Source organism: Shewanella sp. BJSY2023SW007, assembly GCF_047314525.1.
GTDB lineage: Bacteria > Pseudomonadota > Gammaproteobacteria > Enterobacterales > Shewanellaceae > Shewanella > Shewanella chilikensis.
Genome location: NZ_JBKORL010000002.1, coordinates 51,499 through 75,790 on the forward strand (window position 1 = coordinate 51,499; position 24,292 = coordinate 75,790).

At 53.6% G+C, this 24,292-nt stretch carries 20 protein-coding genes; 11 read left to right on the forward strand and 9 right to left on the reverse strand.

Annotation, left to right across the window (positions count from 1 at the left end):
- The first annotated feature begins 337 nt into the window (after window positions 1-337).
- Window positions 338-781: an OsmC family protein gene (locus tag ACMHXE_RS00515; protein WP_028781544.1), complete on the forward strand. Its 444-nt coding sequence runs from the start codon at window positions 338-340 to the stop codon at window positions 779-781.
- Window positions 782-886: 105 nt separating this feature from the next.
- Here ACMHXE_RS00515 and ACMHXE_RS00520 read toward each other — a convergent pair whose 3' ends face one another.
- Window positions 887-4,153 (reverse strand): S41 family peptidase, encoded by a 3,267-nt coding sequence (locus ACMHXE_RS00520; protein ID WP_413731097.1) that lies wholly within the window; start codon window positions 4,151-4,153, stop codon window positions 887-889.
- 134 nt (window positions 4,154-4,287) lie between these two features.
- A complete protein-coding gene (locus ACMHXE_RS00525; protein WP_025010933.1) occupies window positions 4,288-4,602 on the reverse strand; it encodes a monooxygenase in 315 nt (104 codons plus the stop codon).
- 206 nt (window positions 4,603-4,808) lie between these two features.
- Between ACMHXE_RS00525 and ACMHXE_RS00530 the strand changes: the two genes are divergently transcribed.
- A complete protein-coding gene (locus ACMHXE_RS00530; protein WP_101055084.1) occupies window positions 4,809-5,147 on the forward strand; it encodes a winged helix-turn-helix transcriptional regulator in 339 nt (112 codons plus the stop codon).
- Entirely contained in the window at window positions 5,144-5,569 is a 426-nt protein-coding gene (locus ACMHXE_RS00535) for a DUF2809 domain-containing protein (protein ID WP_224866175.1), read from the forward strand. Before ACMHXE_RS00530 ends, ACMHXE_RS00535 begins: the two co-directional genes overlap by 4 nt.
- A gap of 215 nt (window positions 5,570-5,784) precedes the next feature.
- Here ACMHXE_RS00535 and ACMHXE_RS00540 read toward each other — a convergent pair whose 3' ends face one another.
- The 4 genes from ACMHXE_RS00540 to ACMHXE_RS00555 all read right to left on the reverse strand — a co-directional run bounded on the left by ACMHXE_RS00540 (window position 5,785) and on the right by ACMHXE_RS00555 (window position 9,795).
- Entirely contained in the window at window positions 5,785-6,258 is a 474-nt protein-coding gene (locus tag ACMHXE_RS00540) for a cupin domain-containing protein (RefSeq protein ID WP_101055082.1), read from the reverse strand.
- Window positions 6,259-6,362: 104 nt separating this feature from the next.
- Complete coding sequence (locus tag ACMHXE_RS00545; protein WP_413731098.1) at window positions 6,363-7,190, reverse strand: hypothetical protein; 828 nt, start codon at window positions 7,188-7,190, stop codon at window positions 6,363-6,365.
- The gene (locus tag ACMHXE_RS00550) at window positions 7,187-7,738 is read right to left on the reverse strand and encodes a sigma-70 family RNA polymerase sigma factor (RefSeq protein ID WP_101055098.1); all 552 of its coding nucleotides are present in this window, start codon (window positions 7,736-7,738) and stop codon (window positions 7,187-7,189) included. Before ACMHXE_RS00550 ends, ACMHXE_RS00545 begins: the two co-directional genes overlap by 4 nt.
- A 164-nt stretch (window positions 7,739-7,902) precedes the next feature.
- Window positions 7,903-9,795, reverse strand: a complete 1,893-nt coding sequence (locus ACMHXE_RS00555) for a vWA domain-containing protein (RefSeq protein WP_413731103.1) — start codon at window positions 9,793-9,795, stop codon at window positions 7,903-7,905.
- Window positions 9,796-10,168: 373 nt separating this feature from the next.
- Here ACMHXE_RS00555 and dauA point away from each other — a divergent pair, with 373 nt between their 5' ends.
- From dauA to ACMHXE_RS00595, 8 genes are all read left to right on the forward strand, one after another.
- Window positions 10,169-11,956 (forward strand): C4-dicarboxylic acid transporter DauA, encoded by a 1,788-nt coding sequence (gene dauA / locus ACMHXE_RS00560; RefSeq protein WP_413731099.1) that lies wholly within the window; start codon window positions 10,169-10,171, stop codon window positions 11,954-11,956.
- 211 nt (window positions 11,957-12,167) lie between these two features.
- Complete coding sequence (locus ACMHXE_RS00565) at window positions 12,168-13,253, forward strand: alpha/beta hydrolase (protein WP_101055071.1); 1,086 nt, start codon at window positions 12,168-12,170, stop codon at window positions 13,251-13,253.
- Window positions 13,254-13,263: 10 nt separating this feature from the next.
- Window positions 13,264-14,655: an SPFH domain-containing protein gene (locus ACMHXE_RS00570; protein ID WP_101055069.1), complete on the forward strand. Its 1,392-nt coding sequence runs from the start codon at window positions 13,264-13,266 to the stop codon at window positions 14,653-14,655.
- Window positions 14,656-14,753: 98 nt separating this feature from the next.
- Complete coding sequence (locus ACMHXE_RS00575; protein WP_412500991.1) at window positions 14,754-15,920, forward strand: PQQ-dependent sugar dehydrogenase; 1,167 nt, start codon at window positions 14,754-14,756, stop codon at window positions 15,918-15,920.
- A 241-nt stretch (window positions 15,921-16,161) separates the two neighbouring features.
- Window positions 16,162-16,653 (forward strand): 5-(carboxyamino)imidazole ribonucleotide mutase, encoded by a 492-nt coding sequence (purE, locus tag ACMHXE_RS00580; RefSeq protein ID WP_025010942.1) that lies wholly within the window; start codon window positions 16,162-16,164, stop codon window positions 16,651-16,653.
- Window position 16,654: 1 nt separating this feature from the next.
- Complete coding sequence (purK, locus tag ACMHXE_RS00585; protein WP_101055065.1) at window positions 16,655-17,734, forward strand: 5-(carboxyamino)imidazole ribonucleotide synthase; 1,080 nt, start codon at window positions 16,655-16,657, stop codon at window positions 17,732-17,734.
- A gap of 68 nt (window positions 17,735-17,802) precedes the next feature.
- Window positions 17,803-19,023, forward strand: a complete 1,221-nt coding sequence (locus ACMHXE_RS00590; protein WP_413731100.1) for a diguanylate cyclase — start codon at window positions 17,803-17,805, stop codon at window positions 19,021-19,023.
- A gap of 55 nt (window positions 19,024-19,078) precedes the next feature.
- Entirely contained in the window at window positions 19,079-21,388 is a 2,310-nt protein-coding gene (locus ACMHXE_RS00595) for a toxin-antitoxin system YwqK family antitoxin (protein WP_412502582.1), read from the forward strand.
- Window positions 21,389-21,580: 192 nt separating this feature from the next.
- Here ACMHXE_RS00595 and ACMHXE_RS00600 read toward each other — a convergent pair whose 3' ends face one another.
- The 3 genes from ACMHXE_RS00600 to tesB all read right to left on the reverse strand — a co-directional run bounded on the left by ACMHXE_RS00600 (window position 21,581) and on the right by tesB (window position 24,231).
- Entirely contained in the window at window positions 21,581-22,774 is a 1,194-nt protein-coding gene (locus ACMHXE_RS00600) for an ISL3 family transposase (RefSeq protein WP_413731101.1), read from the reverse strand.
- Window positions 22,775-22,939: 165 nt separating this feature from the next.
- Complete coding sequence (locus ACMHXE_RS00605; RefSeq protein ID WP_101055060.1) at window positions 22,940-23,356, reverse strand: YbaY family lipoprotein; 417 nt, start codon at window positions 23,354-23,356, stop codon at window positions 22,940-22,942.
- An 11-nt stretch (window positions 23,357-23,367) separates the two neighbouring features.
- Window positions 23,368-24,231: an acyl-CoA thioesterase II gene (gene tesB, locus ACMHXE_RS00610; RefSeq protein WP_101055058.1), complete on the reverse strand. Its 864-nt coding sequence runs from the start codon at window positions 24,229-24,231 to the stop codon at window positions 23,368-23,370.
- Between the last annotated feature and the right edge of the window lie 61 nt (window positions 24,232-24,292).

Sequence of the window (24,292 nt, forward strand, 5' to 3'; positions counted from 1 at the left end):
TCTCCTGCAATTTGTTTTTGGTCTGCATTTCGATTCATCTCGAAATATTATTTTTATTAACAATTGAAACAAGGTGTTTACACGCTATGTTGTTATAGCGCTGCAAGACTTCAGATGCAAGACTAAAGTAGGTGGAATGACCAAAGAGATCAGACTAAAGAATTAGAAGTAAAAAATTAAAAATAACAAATTAAATCAACCAAATAAAACAACAAAATTATTGAAAACACCCAAAACAAATAAGCCAAATGGAATCGTGATGACCTGTGGCAGACAAGGGTTTGGCAAATAGGCTATAGTGGCCGCTACTTTGCAAACCGTCTCAAGGAGCATCCAATTGAGTTTTCATCTGACCGTATCCTGGCAAACCAGCCCGGCGCCCGAGGGAGAGTTCAATCGAGATCATCAAATAGACTTTGGTACTGGCCAACAGCTGCTGGCGTCAGCAGCCCCCGAATACAAAGGCAATGAGGCCAAGGTCAACCCGGAAGAGAGTCTGCTGGCGGCATTGTCGTCCTGCCATATGCTGACCTTCCTGACCATAGCTCACTTGAAGCGCTTACCGGTCGAGAGCTACCGGGATAACGCCACCGCAGAAATCGGCAAGAAGGAGTCTGGCAAAATTGCCGTGACCCGTATGAGCCTCAACCCTGAAGTCACTTTTGCCGAAGGCACTGAGATAGATAGGGAAACACTGGAAAAGATCCACGAAAAGGCACATGCCAACTGCTTTATCGCCAACTCACTGGCGGCAGATACCGAAGTGGAAATCAATTTCTGAGCAATAAAAACGGGTGTCACCGGCCTGGGAACCACTTGGCCGATAACACCCTAACACCTGAACAGGGGATGCCAAATGCATCCCCTGTTTTTTATCGCTGCATGCTTACTTAATATCGTCCGCTTCGCCCTTGAGGGGCATGGGGCGAGCATTCAATGCCGGTATCGGCTCGCGAACCAGTTCATCCTTGAGATAACTGATAGCCCGCTCAAGCTGAGCATCTTTGCCTTTGAAGGTTGCCAGAGGCAGATTGTCGACCTCGATATCCGGGCTGACACCGCGGCCTTCAAGCACCCAGCGGCCATCGATAGCATACTGAGGATATTCAGCAACCCGCGCCATGCCCCGGTCGGTGAGGCTGTTGCGGCCCGAAAGCCACACCCCGGCGCCCGCCGTCTGTTTACCCACCAAGGGCGCCAATCCCAGTGCCTTTATGCCGGCGGAGAAGGTTTCACCATCGGAGTAGGTCAACTGATCTGTCAGCACCACCAGGTGGCCGCGGAACGTCTGCTGCATGTTGACATAAGGCGCGCCTGTTGTAGGTTGCCAGAAGGCCCAGGCCTTACGCAGCAGCTTTTCGATAATCCAGCTGTCGATATTACCGCCACGATTGCGGCGCACATCGATAACCAGACCATCCTTGTCGTAGTTGGCGTAAAACTCGCGGGCAAAGCTCTCAATATCACCACTGCCCATGGCATACAGATGCAGATAACCTATCTTGCCGTCGCTGGCCTTGGCCACCTTATCGGCATTGGCATTGACCCAATCGAGATACCTGAGTTTGGCGTTGTCACGGTTGCTGATCGCCTGCACTATTACCTTGTGCTGTTTGCTGCCGCGCTTGAGTCCCAAAAGCACCTGTTTGTCGGCCTGATTACGCAGCATAGAGGTGAGCTGCGCCAGGGTAGCCAATTTCCGGCCATTGATATGGGTGATGATGTCGCCATCACGGACATCGACCCCGGGGCGCGCCAGCGGTGAGGCCTGCATCGGCAGTTCAGGGTCGGTGCGATAGATATGGCTGACCTTGACACCATCTTTCACCTGACTCAGACGTGCTCCCAGCTCGGCGGCCTTGGGCATATCGGGATCCTTGGCAAAGTCACCGCCGCGCACTTGCGAGTGCAGCGCATCCAGTTCACCCATCATCTGAGTGAAGATATCATTCAGCTCATGTCTGTCGGTGAGCCGGTCCAGCGATGGCTGATATTTGGCCTTGGCGGCTTGCCAATCGACCCCGCGCATCTTGTTGTCGAAAAAAGAGTCTCTGTGCATCAGCCAGGCATCTTCAAAGATCTGCTGCCACTCCTGACGCGGTTGAATGGCGAGTTGCCACTGGGATGTTTGCACCACGGCATTGCTGAGATCGCCCGGCAGTTGGTCACCCACTGGCACTATCACCATCTCTTTGGGATTGCTCTGCTTCCGCAGCAATACCTTGCTCTGATCGGCCGAGAGTTGATAATCGCGCACATCACCTGCGAATGTTTCCAACTTGGGACTCAAAGGGTCAAACTTCACCAGCTTGAGCGCCGACTGTTTGCCTGTGATATCGCTATCTAGCAGATAGAACCCAGAGTCCAGCACCTGCAGTTTCTGGTAGTTACCCGCCTCGATGGGGACTTGCCACAGCCGCGACTTCAGGCCTTGCCAATCCACTTTCAGCTTATCGTCGGCGGCCTTTTCATCACCGGCAGCAACGCCTTGCAGTTCGTTGGGACGCTGGAATGGGAAACGGGCATCCTGACTCAATGCCAGGGCAAATATTTGGCTACGCTTGTCAAATACGGGGCCCATGTTGCGATCGCCCCAAGGCGAAGAAGGAGTGGCCTGGAACTCACGGTTTGACAGGAAATAGAGCCACTGACCATCCGGGCTGAAGCTGGGCGAAAAAGACTCGTACTTGTCGCTGGTCAGCATCTCGCCCTTGGCGGATTCCAGTGAGTAAAGCATCACTTGGCTGCGCTGGGCACCGACTTCCGAGCGAGTCAAAGCCAGGAAGCGGCTATCCGGCGACCAACGGATATCGGCATAGGGGCCAAGACCTTCGTTGTTGGTCACTATCTTCTTATTACTGCCGTCTTTGAGATCCAGCAGCCACAAATTACCGGCATAATCATCATGGGCCAAATAACGACCATTGGGCGACAGCTCCAGACTCATTCTCAATGTGTTGCCATCTTGGGTCAGCTGCTTGGCGCCAGCGCTGCCATCGGCGGGATAACGCCAGATCTCTTGCTCACCGGAAGCATCCGAGATGGCATAGACCCAACGGCCGTCATGACTCATCAGTGCGTTGCGCATTCTATGCTTGCCGTCCGAGTCCAGCTCTACCAGACGGGAACCATCTGTAGTCGCCAGCGCCACATGGCTGCGGGCAGTGATGACCACCTTGTCTCCTGCCGGGGCCAGCCTGGCACTGGTGGCAAAATCGAGCGGATCGTTAACCCAATGTTCACGCCGCTCGGGGAAGTCGGAGGCCAGACGCAGATCCAGCTTCTGCTCCTTCCCGGAAGCCAGGTCACACAGGTGAATATCGGCGCCCAGCTGGAACACTATGCGGCCGCCATCCAGATAGGGGCTGCGCACTTCGAAATCACGATATTGAGTCAACTGTTGAAGATCTGAGCCATCGCTGGCCATAGACCAGATGTTGGCGTTGCCATCGGCATCCGAGACAAAATAGACCCGTCCCTGCCACAGCATGGGATGACGCAGCGAGCCCTGATGCTCTTTGGCCAGCCGCACGGCCTCTTTGTCCTGCCCCAGTTGATAACGCCACAGTTCACCCATGGCGCCGCCGCGGTACACCTTGGCATTATCCCCTGTGGTTTGCAGCCCAAAGCGGGTGAAGTAGACATACTCGCCTTGTGGGTCAACCACGCCTTCTATGGCATCGGCCAGCGGCAGATCGCGGGTTGTCAGGGTATCCGGGTTTACCGAACGCAGCACCCAGTAGTTCGCCGGCCCTTGGGCATTGTCTGTGGCATAGAGAATTTCGCCATTTGCGGTCCAGCCCTGCAGCCGTACCTGGCTGTTTTCGAAACTGACGCGCTTGGCTATCCCGCCACTCATGGGGATCACATAGACTTCCTGGGCACCGTCATAGTTGGCGGTAAACGCCAGCGATTTTCCATCGGCAGAGATCTTGGCATTCAACTCTTCGGCCGGCAGGCTGGTCAACCGGGCGGCCTTGTCCTGCCCGAGCTTCTGAGTCCAGATATCCCCTTCGGCAGTAAACACCAGGGTGTTGTCATGAATCGCGGGCGAACGGTAATAGCCCTGGCCCGCTTCTGCGGCGTAGGCGGCTGCACTGCCCAAAGTTCCCAATGCCAGCATACAGCAGGCCACGGAGTGACGAAGTTTCATGAATGCCTCTATCTCTGTTATTAGTCTGTTGGTACGGTTTTACGAGCCCAACAAGTTAACAGAGAAAGCAGCGGGATTCAGCTGTTGCCGACGACAGAAGTTTTAGCAAATGTGTCGGCAGGCATACTGAAAAATCAAACTGATAGCGGCCAGCCGTGGGTTATTTTGCTCAAGGATTCATTCACATCGAACAGCCTGATGCGTATGTTGTGGGCGCCCATGGCCGCCACTCGTTGTGAGTGCATGCAGGCGTAAGCTTCGGCGCTGGCTTCATCTTCAAACAGATAGATGCCACCGGCCTCGCCGCTGCGTGGGTTTTCAGTCCAGATTTTGGCAATGAAACCCGGCTCCCGGGTAATGGACTCGGCCAGAGGCTTGGCTTGCTCAGTCAGGGCATCGCCCATCATTTCGGCGGGAAATTCAAAATCGATTTGCAATAGAGTGGTCATTCAACCCTCCCCTTGGTTTGCGGATAAATGTCAGGGAAGATACAAACAAGTGACAGGCCTTGAACGCCTGTCACTGTTTTAGCCGCTCTCTTTCAAGAGAGCGCCGTGAGGACCTTCCTGATAAAATCATAAAACTGCTGCGCGTTCGCTACAAGGAGGCACAAATTAGTGGCATAGTTACCCTAAAGTAACTTGCGCCCAGCCTTATGACTCTCAATCAGCAAGCCCCTCTCTGCCCGGCCTATCAGGTTCTGCGGCTGATCTGCGGCAAGTGGAAACCCGCCATTCTGTTCCTGCTGCAACAGCAACCACAGCGCTTCAGCTACCTAAAACGACATCTGCCCGGTGTCAGTCAAAAAGTGCTGACCGCTCAGCTAAAGGAATTGGAGCAAGACGGCGTACTCACCCGCACTCTCTACCCTGAAGTGCCACCCAGAGTCGACTATCGTCTCAGTCCGCTTGGAATGGCACTGTTGCCGCTGCTGGAACAGATGCACCTTTTTGCCGAGCAAAACGCCGACTTGCTGACGGGAGAGCCCCAATGAAACCTGTGCCCTGGTTCGATGGCTTGAAGCGCTGGCATTTTGCCTTGGCCACTGTTTTATTATTCGGTATTGAAGTATTGATAGCCCGCTACGCCCCGCCCGGCTTCATCCGCGGGTTTATCGGCGATCTGCTGGTAGTCATATTGATGTTTTGCGCCCTTAAAACCGTGAGCCCCTGGGCAAGTCGGTTGCTGTTTCCCTTGGTGTTGGCATTTGCCTTCGCCATAGAGTTTGGCCAGGCCTTTGGCTTGGTGGATAAGCTGGGGCTGGGCCATATTCGCCTGGCACGAATCGTTATCGGCAGCCACTTCGATTGGCTGGATCTGCTGGCATACAGCCTGGGTTGCCTGCTGTTACTCCCTGGTTCCATTGCGCTGTCTTTCCCGAGGAAGATAGCGCAAGGGCCGGTGAATAATCCCTGAAATAAAACTCAGTTTAGGTGCTTATCCCCTATCTTAGGCCAATATCTGCACCACCTGGGCGGTATTAAGACTGAGAATTATCCACTAACTTGGGCTAAAAGACCGGGAGCAGGTTAGCACCTGCCCCCCGGGGATTTGACTGTTCAAAAATAGCGGTTTAAAAATAGCGGTTTAAAAGTCACGGCTCAAAATAAGCGTAAACCTTGTAAAGCTCGCTAGTCGCGGGTCAGGCGGTTTATCAACGCCTGATGCTGAGGGAAACGCTCGAGCAGTTCATCACGGCCAAACAGCTTGAAGTCATCGAAGGTAAAGCCAGGTGCCACCATACAACCTACCAGCGAATAGCCCGGGTTATTCATTGCCGAACCAAAGATAGTGCCTTTGGGCACCAAGACCTGTGGCCGCTCACCTTTGGCCAAGTCCATCCCGAGTTGAGCCTCGGTCAGCTCACCCTGCTCGGAGATCATATAGATGGTCAGCGACTCACCACTGTGGAAGTACCACATCTCATCGGCCGTCAGTTGATGCAGGTGGGACTTTTCACCCGTCTTGAGCATAAAGTAGATGCTGGTCCACAGGTTACGGCTGTCATCAAACCGGCTGTCCGAGACGAATGAACGACCGAAATACCCGCCCTCAACATGGGGCTCAAGCTCGAGTGCCTGGATAACATCATCGGCGGTCAACATAAAAACTCCTGTTATTAAAATGAGGGCAGGCTCCCTGCCCCGTGATGGATTAAAACTGACGGACTTCCCGATAACTCTTTTTAAGTTAAGCTCAGTCCTTAGTCTCAGTGATTCTCTTTGACTTCGAGACTCTGCTTGAGACGCTCAAGCAAGGCTTGCCAGCGCTCGCTCTGCTCCCGGTTAAGCACTTGCGCATTCTCGGGCGCCGTATCCTGATGGATAAAGGACTGCTGCTTCAGTTGCTGCAGTGCCGCTTCTTCCACCTGGGCCGATTCATTTGGATTCAAGGCCTTGGCCAAGGTATCCGGCAGCGTCAGTTGATAATCTGCGGCTATGCCTCGTACCAGCACTGCCGCCTGCTCAAGTTCACCGACTTCGATGGCACTTGTCAGCCGATCCAAACGGCCGTCGATATCCCTTGGCAACGCGGCCAGAGCTTGTTGCTGCCTGGGGGCCATTCTCGCTCTTTGCTGCACAGTATCCTCTGCCACGGCGCGATTCTTTACAGCACTTTCTTGAGGAGGCATATCCTGTTGCTGAACAGCTTGTTCCTGAGGTGCCGCTCGCTTGGCGGTCATGGGTTGCAGCCTGGCGGGCTGCGCCGCATCTTCAGCGCTATCTGCCTGCGGGCTCATTTCCAGACTGGCCGGGGCACTAAGCTGCGGCGCCGATGAATTTCGCAGTTCGGGATTCAGAATAAACAGTCCTGCCACCAGCATCACAGAAGCCGCGGCAGATAGGCCATATCTGTGCTTTTGCCAGAAACCGGGCGCCGGACGGATCACCTCTGGCGCTTGGCGGCAGTTGTCCCTCGCCTGCTGCAGAATTTGCTGATCCAAGGTCTGGGGCGGCTGCTCGACAGCACCTTCACGATAGAGCGCATCTATCTGCGACTCTGGCGTGGCAGCATCATCGCGTTTGTTCTCTGTCATTCAATGCTCTCCTGGGTCTTGCGCCCCAAACAGTCACGCAGGCTCTGATAGGCATAACGTATCCGGCTCTTGGTGGCCTCCAGCGTCGCCCCGGCCACTTCGCTGATCAGTTGCGCCGTCAGCCCGGACTCCTGATTCAGCAAGAAGGCTTCCTTCTGCACCTGGGGCAAGAGACCGATGCACTCCTTGAGCCAGGCGACCTGACGACTTCGCAGCAACTCGCTATCCGGCTCGGCGGTTTGTGGGCCCACCAGATTGGCCTGCGCATCCGGCTCGTCCTCATCTATGCTGAGACTGTCGACCGGTTTAACCGCCCGCACATGGTCAATCAGCAGGTTGTGGGCTATCCGGTACAACCAGGTGGTAAACTTGGCACTGGCTTGATAGCTCTGCGCCGCCTTGATCACCCGGCTCCAGGTTTCCTGATACAAGTCTTCAGCCAAGGCCATGTCACTTAACTGGCGGACAAAATACCGGTAGAGTCCGCCCTTATGTTTAAGATAGAGGCGCTCAAAGGCCTGGGCATCTCCGGCGGCATAAGCCAGCATCCAGGTCTCATCCTCGCCACTTGGCAATCCCGTTTGCCTTTGCTGTTCCAAATTCTCTCTCCTGACCGGCAGCTTAGTTGGCTATTGGGATGAGAGTTTGCCCCCATGCCATTGGACTGTAAACCCCAATGGCACGACTCTGGGTCTCAGTTTTGCCTATGCCCCTATTCCAGCGGCTTAAATCCGGAGGCCGGCATAAGTTCAAGCATGGGTTCGGACATAGGTTCGGCGCTGATTTTGTTAATCATGGCTTTCTTAATCCCGGGTTGCTCGGCCAACAGTGCGGCGCTGCGAGCCAGGCTGACAAACTCATGTCGATAACCGTATGGGTCTTCGCCCTTGGCCGAATCGGCAAGCTCGGCGACCTGGCGCCAGTCAAAGTCGTGCAGATACACTGAGCCGTTAAGCAGTTGCCCAAGCCCGGCTACCGCCGCGGCGAAACGCAGATCATCACTGGCGAGCGCAAGCGACTTTTGGGCCGAGTCCAAGCGAATGGCGTGAGTATAAAGCCGACTCTTGCTGTCTTTGCTGCTGTCACTCAAGGGCGGTTTGGCTCGCAGTTTCAGATAGCCAAGCTCTTCACGGCTGTATTTTTCCTTGCCGCTGACAGGGTCGCGACCATAGCGCAATGCATCGTTGGCCAGATTATTTGAATCCGTAAGGCTGAGCTCATACAGAGCCGTCACCACATGCCCTGCGCCCATTTCGGCGGCGTCGACCTTATCGTTGTTGAAATCCTCCCGTTTGAGGGTGCGGTTCTCATAGCCGATGAGGCGATACTCGGCCACCAGCGCCGGGTTGAACTCAAGCTGCACTTTGACATCCGACGCTATGGTCAGCAGGGTGCCGCTACGCTGCTCCACCAGGATTTTACGAGCCTCGTTGAGGGTATCGATATAAGCGTATTGGCCATTACCCTTATCCGCCAACTGCTCCAACATGCTGTCGCGGTAGTTGCCTAGGCCAAACCCCAGAGTTGTCAGGCCTATCCCCTGCTGCTTTTGTTGTTCAACCAGCGCCAGCAGCTCCTGCCTGCTGGTCAGGCCCACATTGAAGTCGCCGTCGGTGGCCAGCAGAACCCGATTTACCCCGCCGCTGATAAAGTGCTTGCGGGCCAAACGGTAAGCTGTTTGGATTCCTTCACCGCCGTTGGTGCCACCGGCGGCCTTAAGCTCAGCCAAAGCGGCGTCTAAGCTCTCGCTATCGGCGCCATTGATACCGTCCAGTACTACGCCGGCCTCACCGGCGTAGACGACTATCGACACCTTATCCTGTGAGGTGAGCGTATCGCTGAGCATTTTGATGGCCGATTTCAGCAGCGGCAACTTGTCCTGCGATGACATGGAGCCGGAAACATCCAGCAAGAACACCAGGTTGGCGGCGCCTATCTGACTGGCCGGCACTTCATAGCCCTTAAGCCCGATACGCAGCAGCATCTTGCCTTCATTGTAAGGTGACGGTGCCAGCTCAGTACTGATGGAGAAAGGCTCGCCTTTGTCCGGCTGTGGGTAGTTGTAGTCGAAATAGTTAATCAACTCCTCGACTCTCACTGTGCCCTTGGGTGGCAATGTTCCCAGGTTGATACTGCGCCGCATCAGGCTGTAACTGCCGCTGTCCACGTCGACGGAAAAGGTCGATAACGGCGTTTCGCCCGCCACCATGATGCCGTTGGCGATATACACCTCCGAGCCATTGGCAAGCACTGTGGCGCTGGGATAATTCACATCCGCCAGAGTCAATTCAGATGGCACGCTCAAGCTTCTTGGCTGGACATTGGGCTGATACAAAGTCCGCGGCGATGCGGCGTCGCTGACGGCTAATTTCTGGGCTTGCGCTTGGGTTATAGCATTCACAATATCCTGCCCGGGGTCTTTGCTTGGCAGCACAGTAGTTTCAACCTCAGAGGACTGAGGCTCACTCGCTTGATTGGCGACCTTGGGTGGCTCATGGGACTGCTGTGGCTGGCAAGCGGCCAACCCCAAACTACCAACTAAAATGGTCAACAGGCTAAGATGATAGCGGCGCCCGGCAATGGCCGCGCTTTGATTTATCCCCATCTTCCCTTTGGTACTCACCTTGCACGTGCCTGCTAACATTGTCGCCTTCATAACATTTCTCCTTATTTGGCTGTTGTTATTGCAAACGGACAGCAGAAGCAAAAGGGTTATTGAACCCACAATAAATCTTGCCAATAAACCAAAGCGCTGTTGGATGATGGCTGAGAAACACCAAGCGACCAAGGCAGAGAAAAAAGATGGGCAAACCTGAGAAGCATAACCACCTCCGACCAAACACACTTTCAACCCAAAAAAAAGCTTAAAATTTAGCTTTTGAGCCATACATCACACAAGATGGGTTTGCAGAAGCCTAAAATAACGGCTCTTTTTTTCCGGCCACAAGCCGTGTTCGATTTTCTGGAGCCCTGTCGACGTGCCTCACATAAGCAATTTCAGAACCCAACTCTTTTCTTTGCGCCTGGGCCATGCCCTGCGTGAAGTCATCGCCAAGGAAGGCTATAGTGGTAAGCACTTTGGCCAGGATCTGATGGCCGGGGTCACAGTGGGGATCATCGCCATTCCATTGGCCATGGCATTGGCTATCGCCAGTGGTGTTGCCCCTCAATATGGTCTCTATACCGCTATCATAGCCGGCTTTATCATCGCCCTTACCGGCGGCTCACGCTATTCCATCTCTGGCCCAACCGCCGCCTTTGTGGTGCTGCTTTATCCCATAGCCCAGGAGTTTGGTCTCGCCGGTCTGCTAATGGCGGGGATGATGTCAGGGGGGATTCTGATAGCCATGGCGCTGCTGCGCCTTGGTCGCCTTATCCAATATATTCCCCAATCGGTAACGCTGGGCTTTACCGCCGGGATAGGCGTGGTCATTGCCGTTCTGCAGCTGAAAGACTTCTTCGGCCTCCCCATAGACAGCATGCCGGAGCAGTTCGGTGAAAAGCTGCAGGTACTGGCGCTGGCGCTGCCACAAACCGATTTTCCCAGCTTAGTGGTGGCATTGGTCACTCTGGCTGTAATGTTGTTATGGCCAAAACTGAAGTTGCCTGTGCCGGCGCATCTACCGGCTATCATAGTCGGCAGTCTACTTGCACTGCTGCTTGGCAGTTTTGGGCAAGAGGTAGAAACCATAGGCAGCCGCTTCCATTATCTACTGCCCGATGGTAGCCAAGGCAATGGCATTCCGCCCTTCCTGCCAAGCTTTGAGTGGCCTTGGCTGCAACCTGGGCCGGATGGGGAACCTCTGGGGCTTTCCTGGCAGATGGTAAAAGCGCTGGCTCCGGCTGCCTTTGCCATCGCCATGTTGGGCGCCATCGAATCCCTGCTGTGCGCCGTCGTGCTCGATGGCATGACAGGTAAGCGTCACAGCGCCAACAGTGAGCTGCTTGGCCAGGGGATAGGTAATATAGTGGCCCCTTTCTTTGGCGGTATCACAGCCACAGCCGCAATCGCCCGCAGCGCGGCCAACGTCAAGGCCGGTGCTTTCAGCCCGATATCGGCAATTATCCACTCCCTGGTGGTACTCCTGGGGCTGGTGGCGCTGGCAGGCTTACTTTCCTTCCTGCCAATGGCTGCCATGGCGGCCTTGCTGCTGGTAGTGGCCTGGAACATGAGCGAAGCTCCCAAAGCCTGGCAACTGCTGAAAACCGCGCCGCGCAGCGATATCTGGGTGTTCTTAAGCTGCTTTTTCCTGACGGTAGCGTTCGACATGGTGATCGCCATCTCCTTCGGGATCATGCTGGCAGCCCTGCTGTTTATGAAAGAGATCGCCGAGATGACCCGGCTCTACGATATCAGCCACAATAAACGTTATATTGACCGGCCGTTACCGAACGATTGGGTAGTACTGAAGATCAACGGCCCGCTGTTTTTTGCCGCGGCAGAGCGCATCTTTGCTGAAATCGCGCAAATGACCCAGAATAAACAAACAATCGTGCTCTATATGGATGGGGTGTCGATTCTCGATGCCGGTGGCATGGCGGCGTTGAATAAATTGATACGCAAATGCCAAAGTAACGATACCCGTCTGCTGGTTGCCGATCTGCAGTTCCAGCCGATCCGGACCCTGGCCAAGGCCAAGGTTCAGCCTATCGAAGGTGTACTCAAGTTCTATCCCACTTTGAGAGAGCTGATTGAAGAACAGGTGCCGCTCAGTACGGATGGCCAAACTCCTGCAAAAGCCACCCAGAGCAAACCGGCACAATAGCGTTAACTTGCCGTTGCTTATATCTTCCCGCGCCCGGTTTTACCCGGGCGCTCGCTTATCCAGCCAAAGCAATAATCATCGCAAACTACTGACACAATTGTAAGAAATTGGCTATCCCCCCACTAAAGCTAATCTGCTAGTATGCGCGCTGACTAAAAAAGCACTCGAAAAAGTGCAATGCGAATCGCCGCCACAAGACAAAGGACTGGGGATGGAAACCAAACACACTAAGCGCTACCACCTGTTGAAATGGGGAGCCGGACTGGGACTGCTCTGCCTAAGCCAACTGGCGCTGGCAGATGAAGAAAAAACGGAGGCAGAGATCCGCTGGCAGGCGATGAGCCCGATAGCCAACCTGTATCTGAGTCAGGCCAATGCGGAAGACTTTATCGCCCAGGGGGATAATGAAAAAAGCCGCTACAACAACTACGCCGGCGCCCTCGCCTATTACCTGATGGCTACTGAGCGCGATAGCAGTAATATCTGGGCGCCCTATCAAGCCGCCGGTACTCTGGCAATGCTGGAACTTAAAGAGCAAGCCATCGAAATGCTGTTGCAAGCCGACAACCGTGGCCTGTGGCAATATATCATGCTCGAGGAAGACGACGAACTTAACGCCATCAGAGACACGGATGAGTACCGCACTGTACTTAAAAACAGTCAGAGCCGTTATCTTCAGCACGCCAAGGATACGGGTAAGGCTTATATCTACCAACCCAAGGGGCCTGCCCCCAAAGATGGCTGGCCCGTGCTGGTCTGGTTATCCGGCTATGGCACCGAAGGCAGTAACAGTGCCCATATGGCCAAACTGCTGACAACTGAACGGGCAATATTTATCGGCATCAACGGCACGGAAAAGCTCAATGAGCACAGCTTCCGCTGGGCCAGAACCGAAACCGAATCCAGTCACCAGGCAGTGCAGCAGGCTTTAGCCAAGGCGGCAAAGAACAGCCCTGTCAACAGGCAGAAAGTGGCATTGATGGGCTTTTCCCAGGGTGCCCTTCACAGCGCTCACCTGCTGGCCAAACACCCGAATGATTATGTCGGCGCCCTGCTATTGTCTGCAGGCGGTATGCAAACCGAAATCCAGGCTTCGGCGCCCGCCGGTAAGCGACTGGTTATCTCATACGGCGAACAGGAGCACAGCAGTAATCTGGCGCTGGATAAACAGCTGGAACAATTTTTTAGCCCGGGTAATCAACTGCAGGTCAAACCGCATCAGGGCGGACATTTCTTTGATGATGCCTGGCAGCAGAAATACCCGGATTATGTCAATTTCGTATTGGAACTCAATTAAGGAAGATTAGATGGAACTGAAAAGTACCTCAGGTTTTAAATCCTATTTTACCCCCAAGCGCATTCTGATTGGGGTGGGCGTTTTGGCGGCCCTGGGTATTGCCCAAAGCTCAGTATTGATGACAGATGCCGGTTACACCTATGTGCATCAAAACAATGTTACCGGCTCTTTGGATGTGTTCACCGAGCCCGGCATTCACTTTCGCATGCCGTTTCTGTCGAAAATAACCCGCTATGATCAGGTCGTTACCGTCTCCTTTGGCAACAACCAGGGCGAGGTATTCTACCAACGTCTGCCGGCGCTGCAGGTACGTTTTGCCGATACCTACACAGGCCAGGTACCGGCCACTTTCCGTTTCAAGCTGTCTTATGATCCCGAGCAGCTCAAGACGATGCATCGGGAGTTTCGCTCCAACGACAACCTGATTGACACCATGTTGATCAAGAACGCCCGCAACGTCACTGTGATCACCTCGACCCAATATACCGGCGAAGAGTTTTTCCAGGGCGGCCTCAATCAGTTCAAGGCACAATTGTCGGATCAGCTCAGCAACGGTATCTACACCACTGAGCGGCGCCAGGTTGAAGTCGAGCAGGTGGATCTGGTGCCGGTTGGCTTCGATCAGGAAGATTCCAACAAGCTGCAAGCCACCAAACAATTGGTGTGGAAGACAGTGCCTATTACCGACAAGAGCGGTAATCCTGTACGTCAGGACAACCCGCTTAAACACTATGGCATCACGGTCACCCAGGTCACCATTGGCGATCCCAAGCCGGAAGATCAGCTGGACAAGCTATTGACCGACAAGAAAAAACTGGTTGCCGAGCGGATCCGCACCATTCAGGAGCAGGAAACATCCAAGGCTCAGGCCAAGACGGAGCAGCTGCGCAAAGAGATCCAGCGGACCCGCGAAGTACAGGATGCCCAGCGTGCCAAGGAGCTGGCGGTTATTGCCCAGCAAAAAGAGGTTGAAGTGGCGCGGCAAATCGCCGAGCGTGAACTGGTGGAAGAACGCAAGAAGAAAGATATCGCCACTCTGAGCAAGGCCAAGGAGCTGGAAATCGCCCAGGCCAACCTGGAGATCCAGAAAGCCAACTCGGCCTCGGCCATGTTTGAGGCCAAGGCGATCCGTGAAAAAGGGATAGCCGAAGCCGACGTACTGGCGGCGAAATACAAGGCATTGGGTGCTCATGAGAAGGTGTATCTGGCCGAGCTGAACCGGGATGTGGCCAACGCCCTGTATCAGAACCTGCCCAACTTCAAGGTGGATATGCCGAAGAACTATATCAACGGCAGTGGCGGCAACGGCATGACCTCCAATCTGGACGTGATCACCGGCTTGTCGGCGTTGGGACTGATGGAAAAAAGCACCGCCCTTGGCAGCAAAGCATCCGTTAAATAACGGACTGGTTAGAAAGTCAATTTTAGGGAGGCTCGGCCTCCCTTTTTATTTGCCTTCATTTCAGGTCATACTGATATGCCCAACCGCAAGGAGGCCTTATGTCTATGCATTCATCCGTTTCACTGCGCCCGCTACGCCGCGCTATCTCGCTTGCAGCGGCTCTCTCGACGGCGGCTTTGCTGACAGCTACCGTGAGTGGCTCTGCACTGGCTGAAAATTCAGCGCCATCGGTACTGAAGGATATCCGCCTGCCCCAGGGCTTTGAGATAGAAGTCTATCTGGATAATGTCGCCAATGCCCGCCAGATGGCGCTTGGCAGCCAAGGCACACTCTTTATCGGCAGTCGCGGCGAAGGTAAAGTCTATGCCGCAATAGATACAGATGCCGATGGCCGCCACGACAAGGTCAAAGTGATCGCCTCCGGGCTCAATATGCCTTCCGGGCTAGCCTTTCGGGACCAGACTCTCTATGTGGGCGCCGTGAGCCAAATTCTCGCCTTTGACAATATCGAGCAGCAACTGAGTCAGAGTGCTTCCCCGAGTTATCGAATCTTTTATGATGACTTACCCACAGATAAGCATCACGGCTGGAAATACCTCAAGTTTGCCGCCGACGGCCGCCTGTATATACCCATAGGTGCGCCTTGCAATATCTGTGATGCCGGCAGCGACTACAGCAAAATAATCAGCCTGGATCTCCAAAGCAAACAACCAAGGCTCGAAGCCGCCGGTGTGCGCAACAGTGTCGGTTTCGACTTCGACCCTATCAGTGGCCAGCTGTGGTTTACCGATAATGGCCGCGACATGATGGGAGACGATATGCCAGCCGATGAGCTCAATCATTTGAGTCAGCGCGGCCAACATTTTGGTTATCCCTACGTTCATCAAGGGGATACCCTGGATCCTGAATTCGGCAAAGGTAAGCAGCCTGCCGATTTCAGCTCTCCTGAAGTCAAGCTGGGTGCTCATGTAGCGGCGCTGGGGATGACCTTCTATCGCGGCGACAGCTTCCCCAAGGCCTATCACGGCGGCATTTTTATTGCCGAGCACGGCTCCTGGAACCGGTCCAGCAAGGTAGGATATCGAGTGCGTTTCGTGCCGATAAAACAGGGCAAGGCCGGTGAACCTCAGGTGTTTGCCGAAGGCTGGCTCAAGGGCGAAACCGTATCCGGACGCCCCGCCGATGTACTGCAGTTACCGGATGGTTCCTTGCTGATAGCCGACGATGCCCAAGGCCGCCTCTATCGCATCTTTTATTCGGGCTGATTTTTGTCCGAAACACAGTGTTCAAGGGCAGCGCGCGCCGTCCTGTCATGATATTATCTGCAGCCATTATCGCCCGGCCTTGGGAACAACGCCGGGATAAGGAAGCTGCGAACCACGCCTTGTATCCAGTCCTGTAAGCCCACGCAGAGCACGCATGGGACTGGTTTGCACCTTCCGTTACTGTACCCGACCTGGAAACAGGCAAAATATTATAAATAAAATCAGTAGTTAAGGAGTTATCATGCAAGCCCTCGTTGCTGTTGTAATGGGTTCCAAGAGTGATTGGCCCACCATGGAAGCGGCCGCAGAGATCATGGATTCTCTCAAGGTGCCCTACCATGTCGAAGTGGTTTCGGCCCATAGAACCCCAGACAAATTGATGGAATTTGCCGCATCAGCAGCAGACAAAGGATACAAGGTCATCATAGGCGGTGCCGGCGGCGCTGCTCACCTGCCGGGTATGATAGCTTCCAAGACCCGCTTGCCTGTACTGGGCGTGCCGGTACAAAGCAAGGCCCTCAGCGGCATGGACAGCCTGTTATCGATAGTGCAGATGCCCAAGGGGATTGCCGTGGGAACGCTGGCCATAGGGACAGCCGGAGCATTCAATGCCGGCCTGCTGGCCTGCCAAATGCTGGCAACTCAGGACTCGCAACTGGCCGAGCGCCTCGAAGCCTTCCGCGAAGCTCAAACCCGCGCGGTACTGGATAATCCGGATCCGAGGGAAGACTGAGATGGCTGACAAGAGAGTTTGGGTACTGGGCGATGGCCAACTGGGTGCCATGTTGCGTCATGCCGGCCAACCACTGGCCATAGATGTCCGCCCCGTGGATATCATGGCGCCAAGCGATGAAAAGTTGCCGCTGACAGACACAGATATTATTACCGCCGAGCGTGAGCAGTGGCCTGAATCGCCCCTGAGCCTGCAGTTGTCGCAGCACTGCCATTTCATCAATGGCCCGGTATTTGGCCGCCTCGCCGACAGATACACCCAAAAATCCCTGCTGGATCAGCTCAAGGTGGCTACTGCGCCTTGGGAACTGCTGGATGATAACACCCAAGCCAATGATCTTTATCACAAATATGGTGAAAGAGTTCTATTGAAACGCCGCACCGGCGGCTATGATGGCAAGGGGCAGCACTGGTTGAAGCAAGCCGAGTCGAGCACTATCCCAGCCGATTGGCGCAATGAGGCGATTGCCGAGCAGGCGATCCCCTTCGATGAAGAGGTATCTCTGGTTGGGGTTCGCAGCCGCAGCGGCGAGTGCTTCTTTTATCCCTTGACACTCAATCTGCATCAGGATGGCATTCTGATGGCATCGATAGCCCCCCTGGCGCGATTGCAACCATTGCAGGCCGAGGCCGAGACTATGCTCAGCAGCATAATGCATGAGCTTGAGTATGTGGGGGTGATGGCGATGGAGTGTTTCCGGGTGGGCAATCACCTGCTGGTCAATGAGCTGGCTCCCAGAGTGCACAACTCAGGGCACTGGACTCAAGCAGGCACTCATATGGATCAGTTCCAGTTGCACCTGCGGGCCTTGTGCGAATTGCCACTGATGACGCCTCAGGTTAACTTCCAATGTGTGATGGTCAACCTGATAGGCATAGATAAGGACGACCGTTGGCTGAGCCTGGCCAATGCCGAGCTGTTCTGGTACGACAAAGAGGTGCGCCCCGGCCGTAAGGTTGGCCACCTGAACCTATCGGTACTGGATAAAAACGCGCTGACAGACAGTATCAACCAGCTTAAGCAGTGGATGCCGACTCAGTATCAGGCACCACTCTCATGGATACAGGCAGAGTTTGGCTGAAAAACGGGCGGGCAAGGGTTGCCCGCCTTTTAGTTCAATTCAAGGTATAACTTTAGGGCTTTCAGGATTTGTTGGATCAGAACGGACTCAAAAAGCAGAAGATAGACACATTGGATCTGCGTTATCATCTGCTGCTTATGTTACTGCCGCTGCTACTGATAGCCTTATTATTTTGGGTTACCAGTCCAGTAGGAGAACTTCCCTGGCTGCAGTGGGGCGGGGTTTCTGTTATCTATTTCATGGCCTACAGTCTGGGCTACTTTGTCCATCAAGGGCGACTGGGCCGACTGTGGCAACACCTGGAGCAGGTACTGGGTATCAACGAAGCCACCTTCGAATTAGTGCATCTTTCAAGTCAATATGAAACCGAACACGCCTTTCTCAATGCCCTGTTGAGTAAAGCCGTTGCCATGATAGATGGCGCCGAAATGGGCTCCATCATCCTGGTGGAGCCCGGCAGCAACAAGTTACATTTTGAAGCGGCTGTAGGGCTGGATATGACTAAACTGCAGCAGTTGAATATGACTCTGGAGCAGTCTTTCGCATATAGGTTGACCAGTGGCCGTTGCAACCGGGTAGTGGTCGTCAACGATATGCGTAAACTCAACGCCCAAAGTGGCCTAAGTCCTGAAGCTCAAGCATTATTGTTAAACGCCGCCACCCCTCCTATTAGAGCAACGCTTTCGAGCCCACTCCATATTGATGGCAAGCTCTATGCCATGCTCAACCTCGACAGTTCATTGGTTGCCAGCTTCAGCAGCTATGACAGGGATCTAGTGGCTATTTTGACCCATGAAGCCGCCAATGCCATCGCCCTGTACCAAAAGTCCCGTCAGATCCACCGATTAGCCAACTTTGACAGCCTGACGGGGCTCACCAATCGCAAATATTTTGAAGAGCAAGCCCTGAAGTGGCAGCCCAAGAACAACATAGAAAGCATGCTGGTGCTGCTGGATATGGATAACCTGAAAAAAATCAATGATAGTCTGGGTCATGGTGCCGGTGACTTTGCGCTCAAACGTTTGGCAACCGAGCTAAAACTTGGTTTCCCCACACCGTCGCTGGTGAGCCGCTTTGGCGGCGATGAGTTTGTGCTACTCTGTTACGGCAGTGAAACTTGGCTCAGAGAACGCTTACGGCAAGTCGAGTCCAAGCTGACCGCCGATAAGGTTGCCGTGTATTTCAGCGCCGGCATCGCACCTTTCAATGGCAATGTGGAACAGAGTCTCAGGTTGGCAGACAACCAGATGTACCAATATAAAAAAGCCCGCAAGAGTGAGCTCAAATAAGGAAAGAACCGGATCCCAATGACGGGATTGTAGTGGTCGGTAACAAGGAGAAGCTATGCATAAACATCTCACCATCATGACAATGTTGGTAGTGGGCACATCGACTTTGCTGCAACAGGCGCAGGCGGCACAAAACCTCTCTTCCTTAATGGTGGAAGTCCGGCAGCAGGACGGTATCCCCCATTATTACAATCTGGCCAGTGGCATGCCCCTCAATGGCGAGGTCACCATCGTTCGCGATAACCAAGGTTATACCCAAGCGACTTTCTCTCAAGGATTACCCAATGGCCGCTGGCAAGTATTTCACCCCAACAATACCAAATTAGTTGAAGGCCAGTATTACCAGGGCTATCAAAATGGCAGTTGGCGCATGTATGACCTCAGCGGCCAGATGACCGAATTACAGGTGTTCAATAAAGGCGTTCCCGAAGGGGAATGGCAAACCTTTGACAGCAATGGCCGCCTCGATGAAAGCGTATTCTACCGCAACGGTAACAAAGAGCAGGTCAAACGCTTCTACGCCAGCGGTAAACTCAAGGCCAGTGAAACCTATACCAATAACCTGCGCCATGGCCAATGGCAGAGCTTCTATGAAAACGGCACCCAGGCCCAAAGTCAGCAATATGCCAACAACCAACTCTTTGGCGAGTACCTGGAACAAAACGCCCAGGGAGTCATCAGGGTCAAAGGTAAATTCGATGCCAATGGCCAACGTCAGGGCGTCTGGCAGAGCTTTTTTGATAATGGCAGTAAAGAGAGCGAAACCCGTTTCAGCGCCGGAGAACGTGACGGCGAAAGTCTGAAATATCACCCCGGCGGCGAACTGGCGGTCAAATGTGCTTACCGCGCAGGCAAGCGTCAGGGCCAATGTCAAACCTTCGACGATAAAGGCGTGCTACTGGGCAATGAACATTTCAATGACGGCGAAAAAGATGGCATCCAAGAGTATTTCAACAGTGAAGGCAAGCTGGTCATAGAGCAGCACTACAAAAACGGCCTGCAAACTGGCGTACAGAAGCGTTTTCACCCCAATGGCCAGTTAGCTGAGCTGGAAACCTTTCACGATAGCCAAGTGAGCGACAACGGTCAGTATCCCCGCCATGGCAAGTATGAGCGTTTCGATATCGACGGCAAGCCCCTGGAAAAGTCCCAGTTTGCCATGGGCCTGCGTGACGGCTTGTATCAGCGTTTCAGCGCCGGTGTTTTACAAGAGTCCAGCCAATGGCAACAGGGGGAGCGTCACGGCGACTTTGTCCGCTATTTCCCGAACGGTAAAAAACGCAGCCTGGTGCAATACCAGCACGATAAGCAAACCGGAAAGTCCATCCGCTACTTTGAAGATGGCACAGTGCAGGAACAGGGCGAAGTCATAGACGGTAAGTGGGTCGGCAAATATGAAAGCTTCTATGACAATGGCAACCCCAGGGAGTTGGCCCACTATGCCAAAGACAAGGCCGCCAAGGATTATCGCTATCCGCTTAATGGCGTCTTCAAGCGCTGGTACGCCAACGGCGATCCCAATGAGGAAGGCATATATCTCAACGGCGACAAGGACGGGCTCTGGATTCAGTATCGCGAAGGGGTCAAGAGCCGGGAGCAGACCTTTGTCAAAGGCAAACTCAATGGCCAATATGCCGAGTATTATCATGGCCGCCGTCGCGTCACGGGGGAGTACCTGAACAACAAGAAGACAGGTAGCTGGATAGACTACCGCTACGAAGAGGAGGATCCCACCTTTGGCACCATCCCCGAGGGCAATGCCAGGATCAAGAGCCAGTGGTTACTCGGCAAGTTGCACGGTACACGCGAGCACTACAGCTTCAAGGGCGTCCTTTATCGCAAGGAAACCTATGCCAATGGCGACAAGACCGGCAGCTACAGCGAGTACTATGTCGATAATGGGCAGCAGAAACTGGCCGGCGAGTTGCTAAAAGGAGTTAAAACCGGCCAGTGGCAAAGCTGGTTTGAAGATGGCATGCTCGCCGCCAGTCAGGAGTTCAAGGACGATGTACTGCACGGCAAGTCTGAGCAGTACTACAGCAACGGTCAGTTAAAGCAGCAAGCCAACTACTGGCAGGGAAAACTCGATGGCAAACTGAGCCAGTACTTCCAAAATGGCAAGCCACAGAGCCATGAGCAGTGGCTCAAAGGCCAGAAAGAGGGTAAAGCCAGTTACTTCCACAACAACGGCAAGCTGGCCGAGAAAGGTAGCTTCCTCAGGGATAGAAAAGAGGGACTGTGGCAGACCTTCTGGAGCAATGGCGAGAAGCGTATCGAAGGCAGCTATATCAGCAATCGCGAGTCAGGCGACTGGAACTTCTATGACCAGTTCGGCAAGCTGATAAAGACTGAACACCATGGTTAATTTTCCCCTTGGTTTCGTGGCTTTAGTTGGGAATAGTGAATTTTGGCACATCTATTGACGAGAAAATGGTTTCAATAGACAAGTCGCCAAGGCTAGAGTCGTAAGCCAGCCTGGCAGAATCGGCTAATATCAGGTTACCGAAATAAACAGCCCCCCTTCCCAGCCCGCCTCATCAGTAACCATAAAAATGGTTCATCGCGGATCTCCGGGGAACGCCTCTCTGACTTTCAGAAAGAAGTATTCGGTATCCCGGTAGCCATAGCCCATTCGCTTCAGCAGTTTGATTTTGTTGTTCATCCCTTCCAGTCGGCAGGTGTGCAACGGATGAACCGCTGAAGCAACTATGCCATGAAGATAGTTTTTAAGACGCTGGCCAAATTGGAGTAACGGCCTGATACCGCTCTCTCTGACTTGTTGCCACCAGAGGTTCCATTGAGCCGTGGCTTCGGCTTCATCTGTGCAGTACCACATCTCCTTGAGTTGCTCCCTGAGCAGGTAAACCGTCATTAAGCTTTTGTTCGACTCCAACAGCTCGTTGAGATAACCCGCCTGTTTGTCTGTCAAATTATCTCTGTTTTTGAGTAAGACCCAGCGCCCCCGTTTTACCCGTTTGCGGGCTGGTTTGTCGTGCTTGAGTTGATTAGCCTGGTCAACCCTGACTCGGTCGATGACTTCACGGCCATACTTGGCAACAACATGAAACAAGTCGTAGACCACTTTGGCTTGGGGACAGTGCATCTGTACCTCCAGGTCAAAGGCAGTATTCATATCCATAGCAACGGCTTCAATCTGTTGGCAGTACTGCCCCAACTTAACGAAAAACGGCCGGATAGCTGCTCTACTGCGGCCTTCACCTATCCAAAGGACTTGATGAGTATCCGCATCGGCCACCACAGTGGCGTAACGATGGCCTTTGAACAGGGCAAACTCGTCCATGACCAGGCGTTTGACACGACTCCAATCAGGCTCTGTGACCTCCCTTGCCAGCCGACGTTTGTCGATAGTCTTGATGGTATGCCAGTGCAGGCCAAGGAGTTGCGAAATATGTTTAATCGGCAAGAGCTTGAGTAGCACCTCGACATGCTCAATGAGCCGAGTGGTCTGGCGAGCATAGGGCTTTAACCAGCTGATATGCTCCCGAACGATACCGCAATCAGGGCAAAGAATACGGCGGACGGGTAGCCGTAACTGAACCTGGAACGCCAGTATAGTCCGTTCCGATACGCTGCGAAGTGAAGCGTCGTGAACAGCCTTAGCCGGTTTGCCGCAAGCACAGTGGCCGTTATCAATCGGTTTTAGGTGGATGATGAGGGTTTGTTGATTTTGCTCGGTATGGACGGCTTCAAAGCCTTCCCAGAGCGCAATGGGGAAGGTAATATTCGACATTGAGAACGGTTGGGGTTGGTCATTGTTTTTGTTTGGCGACTAAACAATAACTCTCCAACCGTTTTCATTTCCAGTCCACGCTAATCTGCGATGAACCATAAAAATGCCGTTTACAAAAGTAAACGGCATCACGCGAACAGGGATCCTAGCACCAATATCAAATAATCAAGGTTGTTGTTCCAACTGAGGTATTGGCACCGCCTTCATCAACACTTCGGTGGTGAACTTGTCATTGTTGATCACCGGGTATCTGTCGTAGGTTTGGAAAATCACCCGTCCTTGATACTGGATCATGGCGACTACACCATAGTTGACATCAGACTCAAGGGTTTCAGCCGGTAAAATGAACTTAAACGGCACCGGCGCCCTGGCGATATCAAAGCTCTTTTGCGCCACTATTACCCCGGGGGTGTCCAAATCTATGATGGCGATTGTGATACTGGACCCTTGAGGCAAAGCCACTCTTTCCAAGTAACCAGCAGCCCCGTTAACGATAATAGGTGCTTTGGGGTCAACAGTGACACAAGCGCCGAGAAACGCTATCCCGGCAGCAATTACCAGTCCTTTCACATACTTAATCATCTTGCTTTCCCTTATTTGGCGGTCATTCTCATCAAGCCTTCCTGAGTGGCCGAAGCCACCAGCTCGCCCTGTTGATTAAAGAATTGCCCTCTCACATATCCCCGACCACCACTGGCATTGGGACTCTCTATGGCATACAGCAGCCACTCCCCCATATTGACAGGTCTGTGGAACCAGAGTGAATGATCTATAGTGGCCATCCGCATCCCCGGGGTCAAAAATGACACTCCATGAGGCTGAGCCGCCGTCACCAAAAAGTTGAAATCCGAAGCATATGCCAACAGGTAGTCGTGCATTTCATGTTCGGGCGGCAAGGCACCATTTGCCCGCATCCATACATGTCGAACGGGTTCAGTGGCCGCTGGAGCTACAGGGTTAAGCGGATTGACCAGACGCATCTCGATGGGGGCATCGGCCATAAACTTTTCCAGCATCCTGGAGGGCACCTTATCCCTCATGGTCATCGCCAACTCCTGCTGATTGAGTATCCCATCAGGGCCGGGAACCTCTGGCATTTCGGCCTGATGGCTGAACCCAACTTCCGGCTCCTGGAAGGAACAGGTCATGTAGAAAATCGGCCGCCCTTTCTGAATCGCCTTCACCTGACGGGCACTGAAACTGCCGCCATCACGCATGTTTTCGACTTCGTAGACTATCGGCAACTTTTCATCGCCTGCCCGTAAAAAATAGGAATGCAGTGAATGCACCTGGCGCTCTTGCGGCACAGTGCGACGGGCAGCGCTGAGGGCTTGGCCCATGACCTGACCGCCAAACACATGACCAAAACCCAGATCCTGGCTCTGGCCCCGATAAAGTCCAATTTCTATCTGTTCAAGCGCGAGCAGTGACAAGAGATCATCTAAAACCTGGCTCATAAAACTCTATTAACTGGCTGACATATACCGCAAAGATTAACCCAGAACCGCCCTTCGTGAC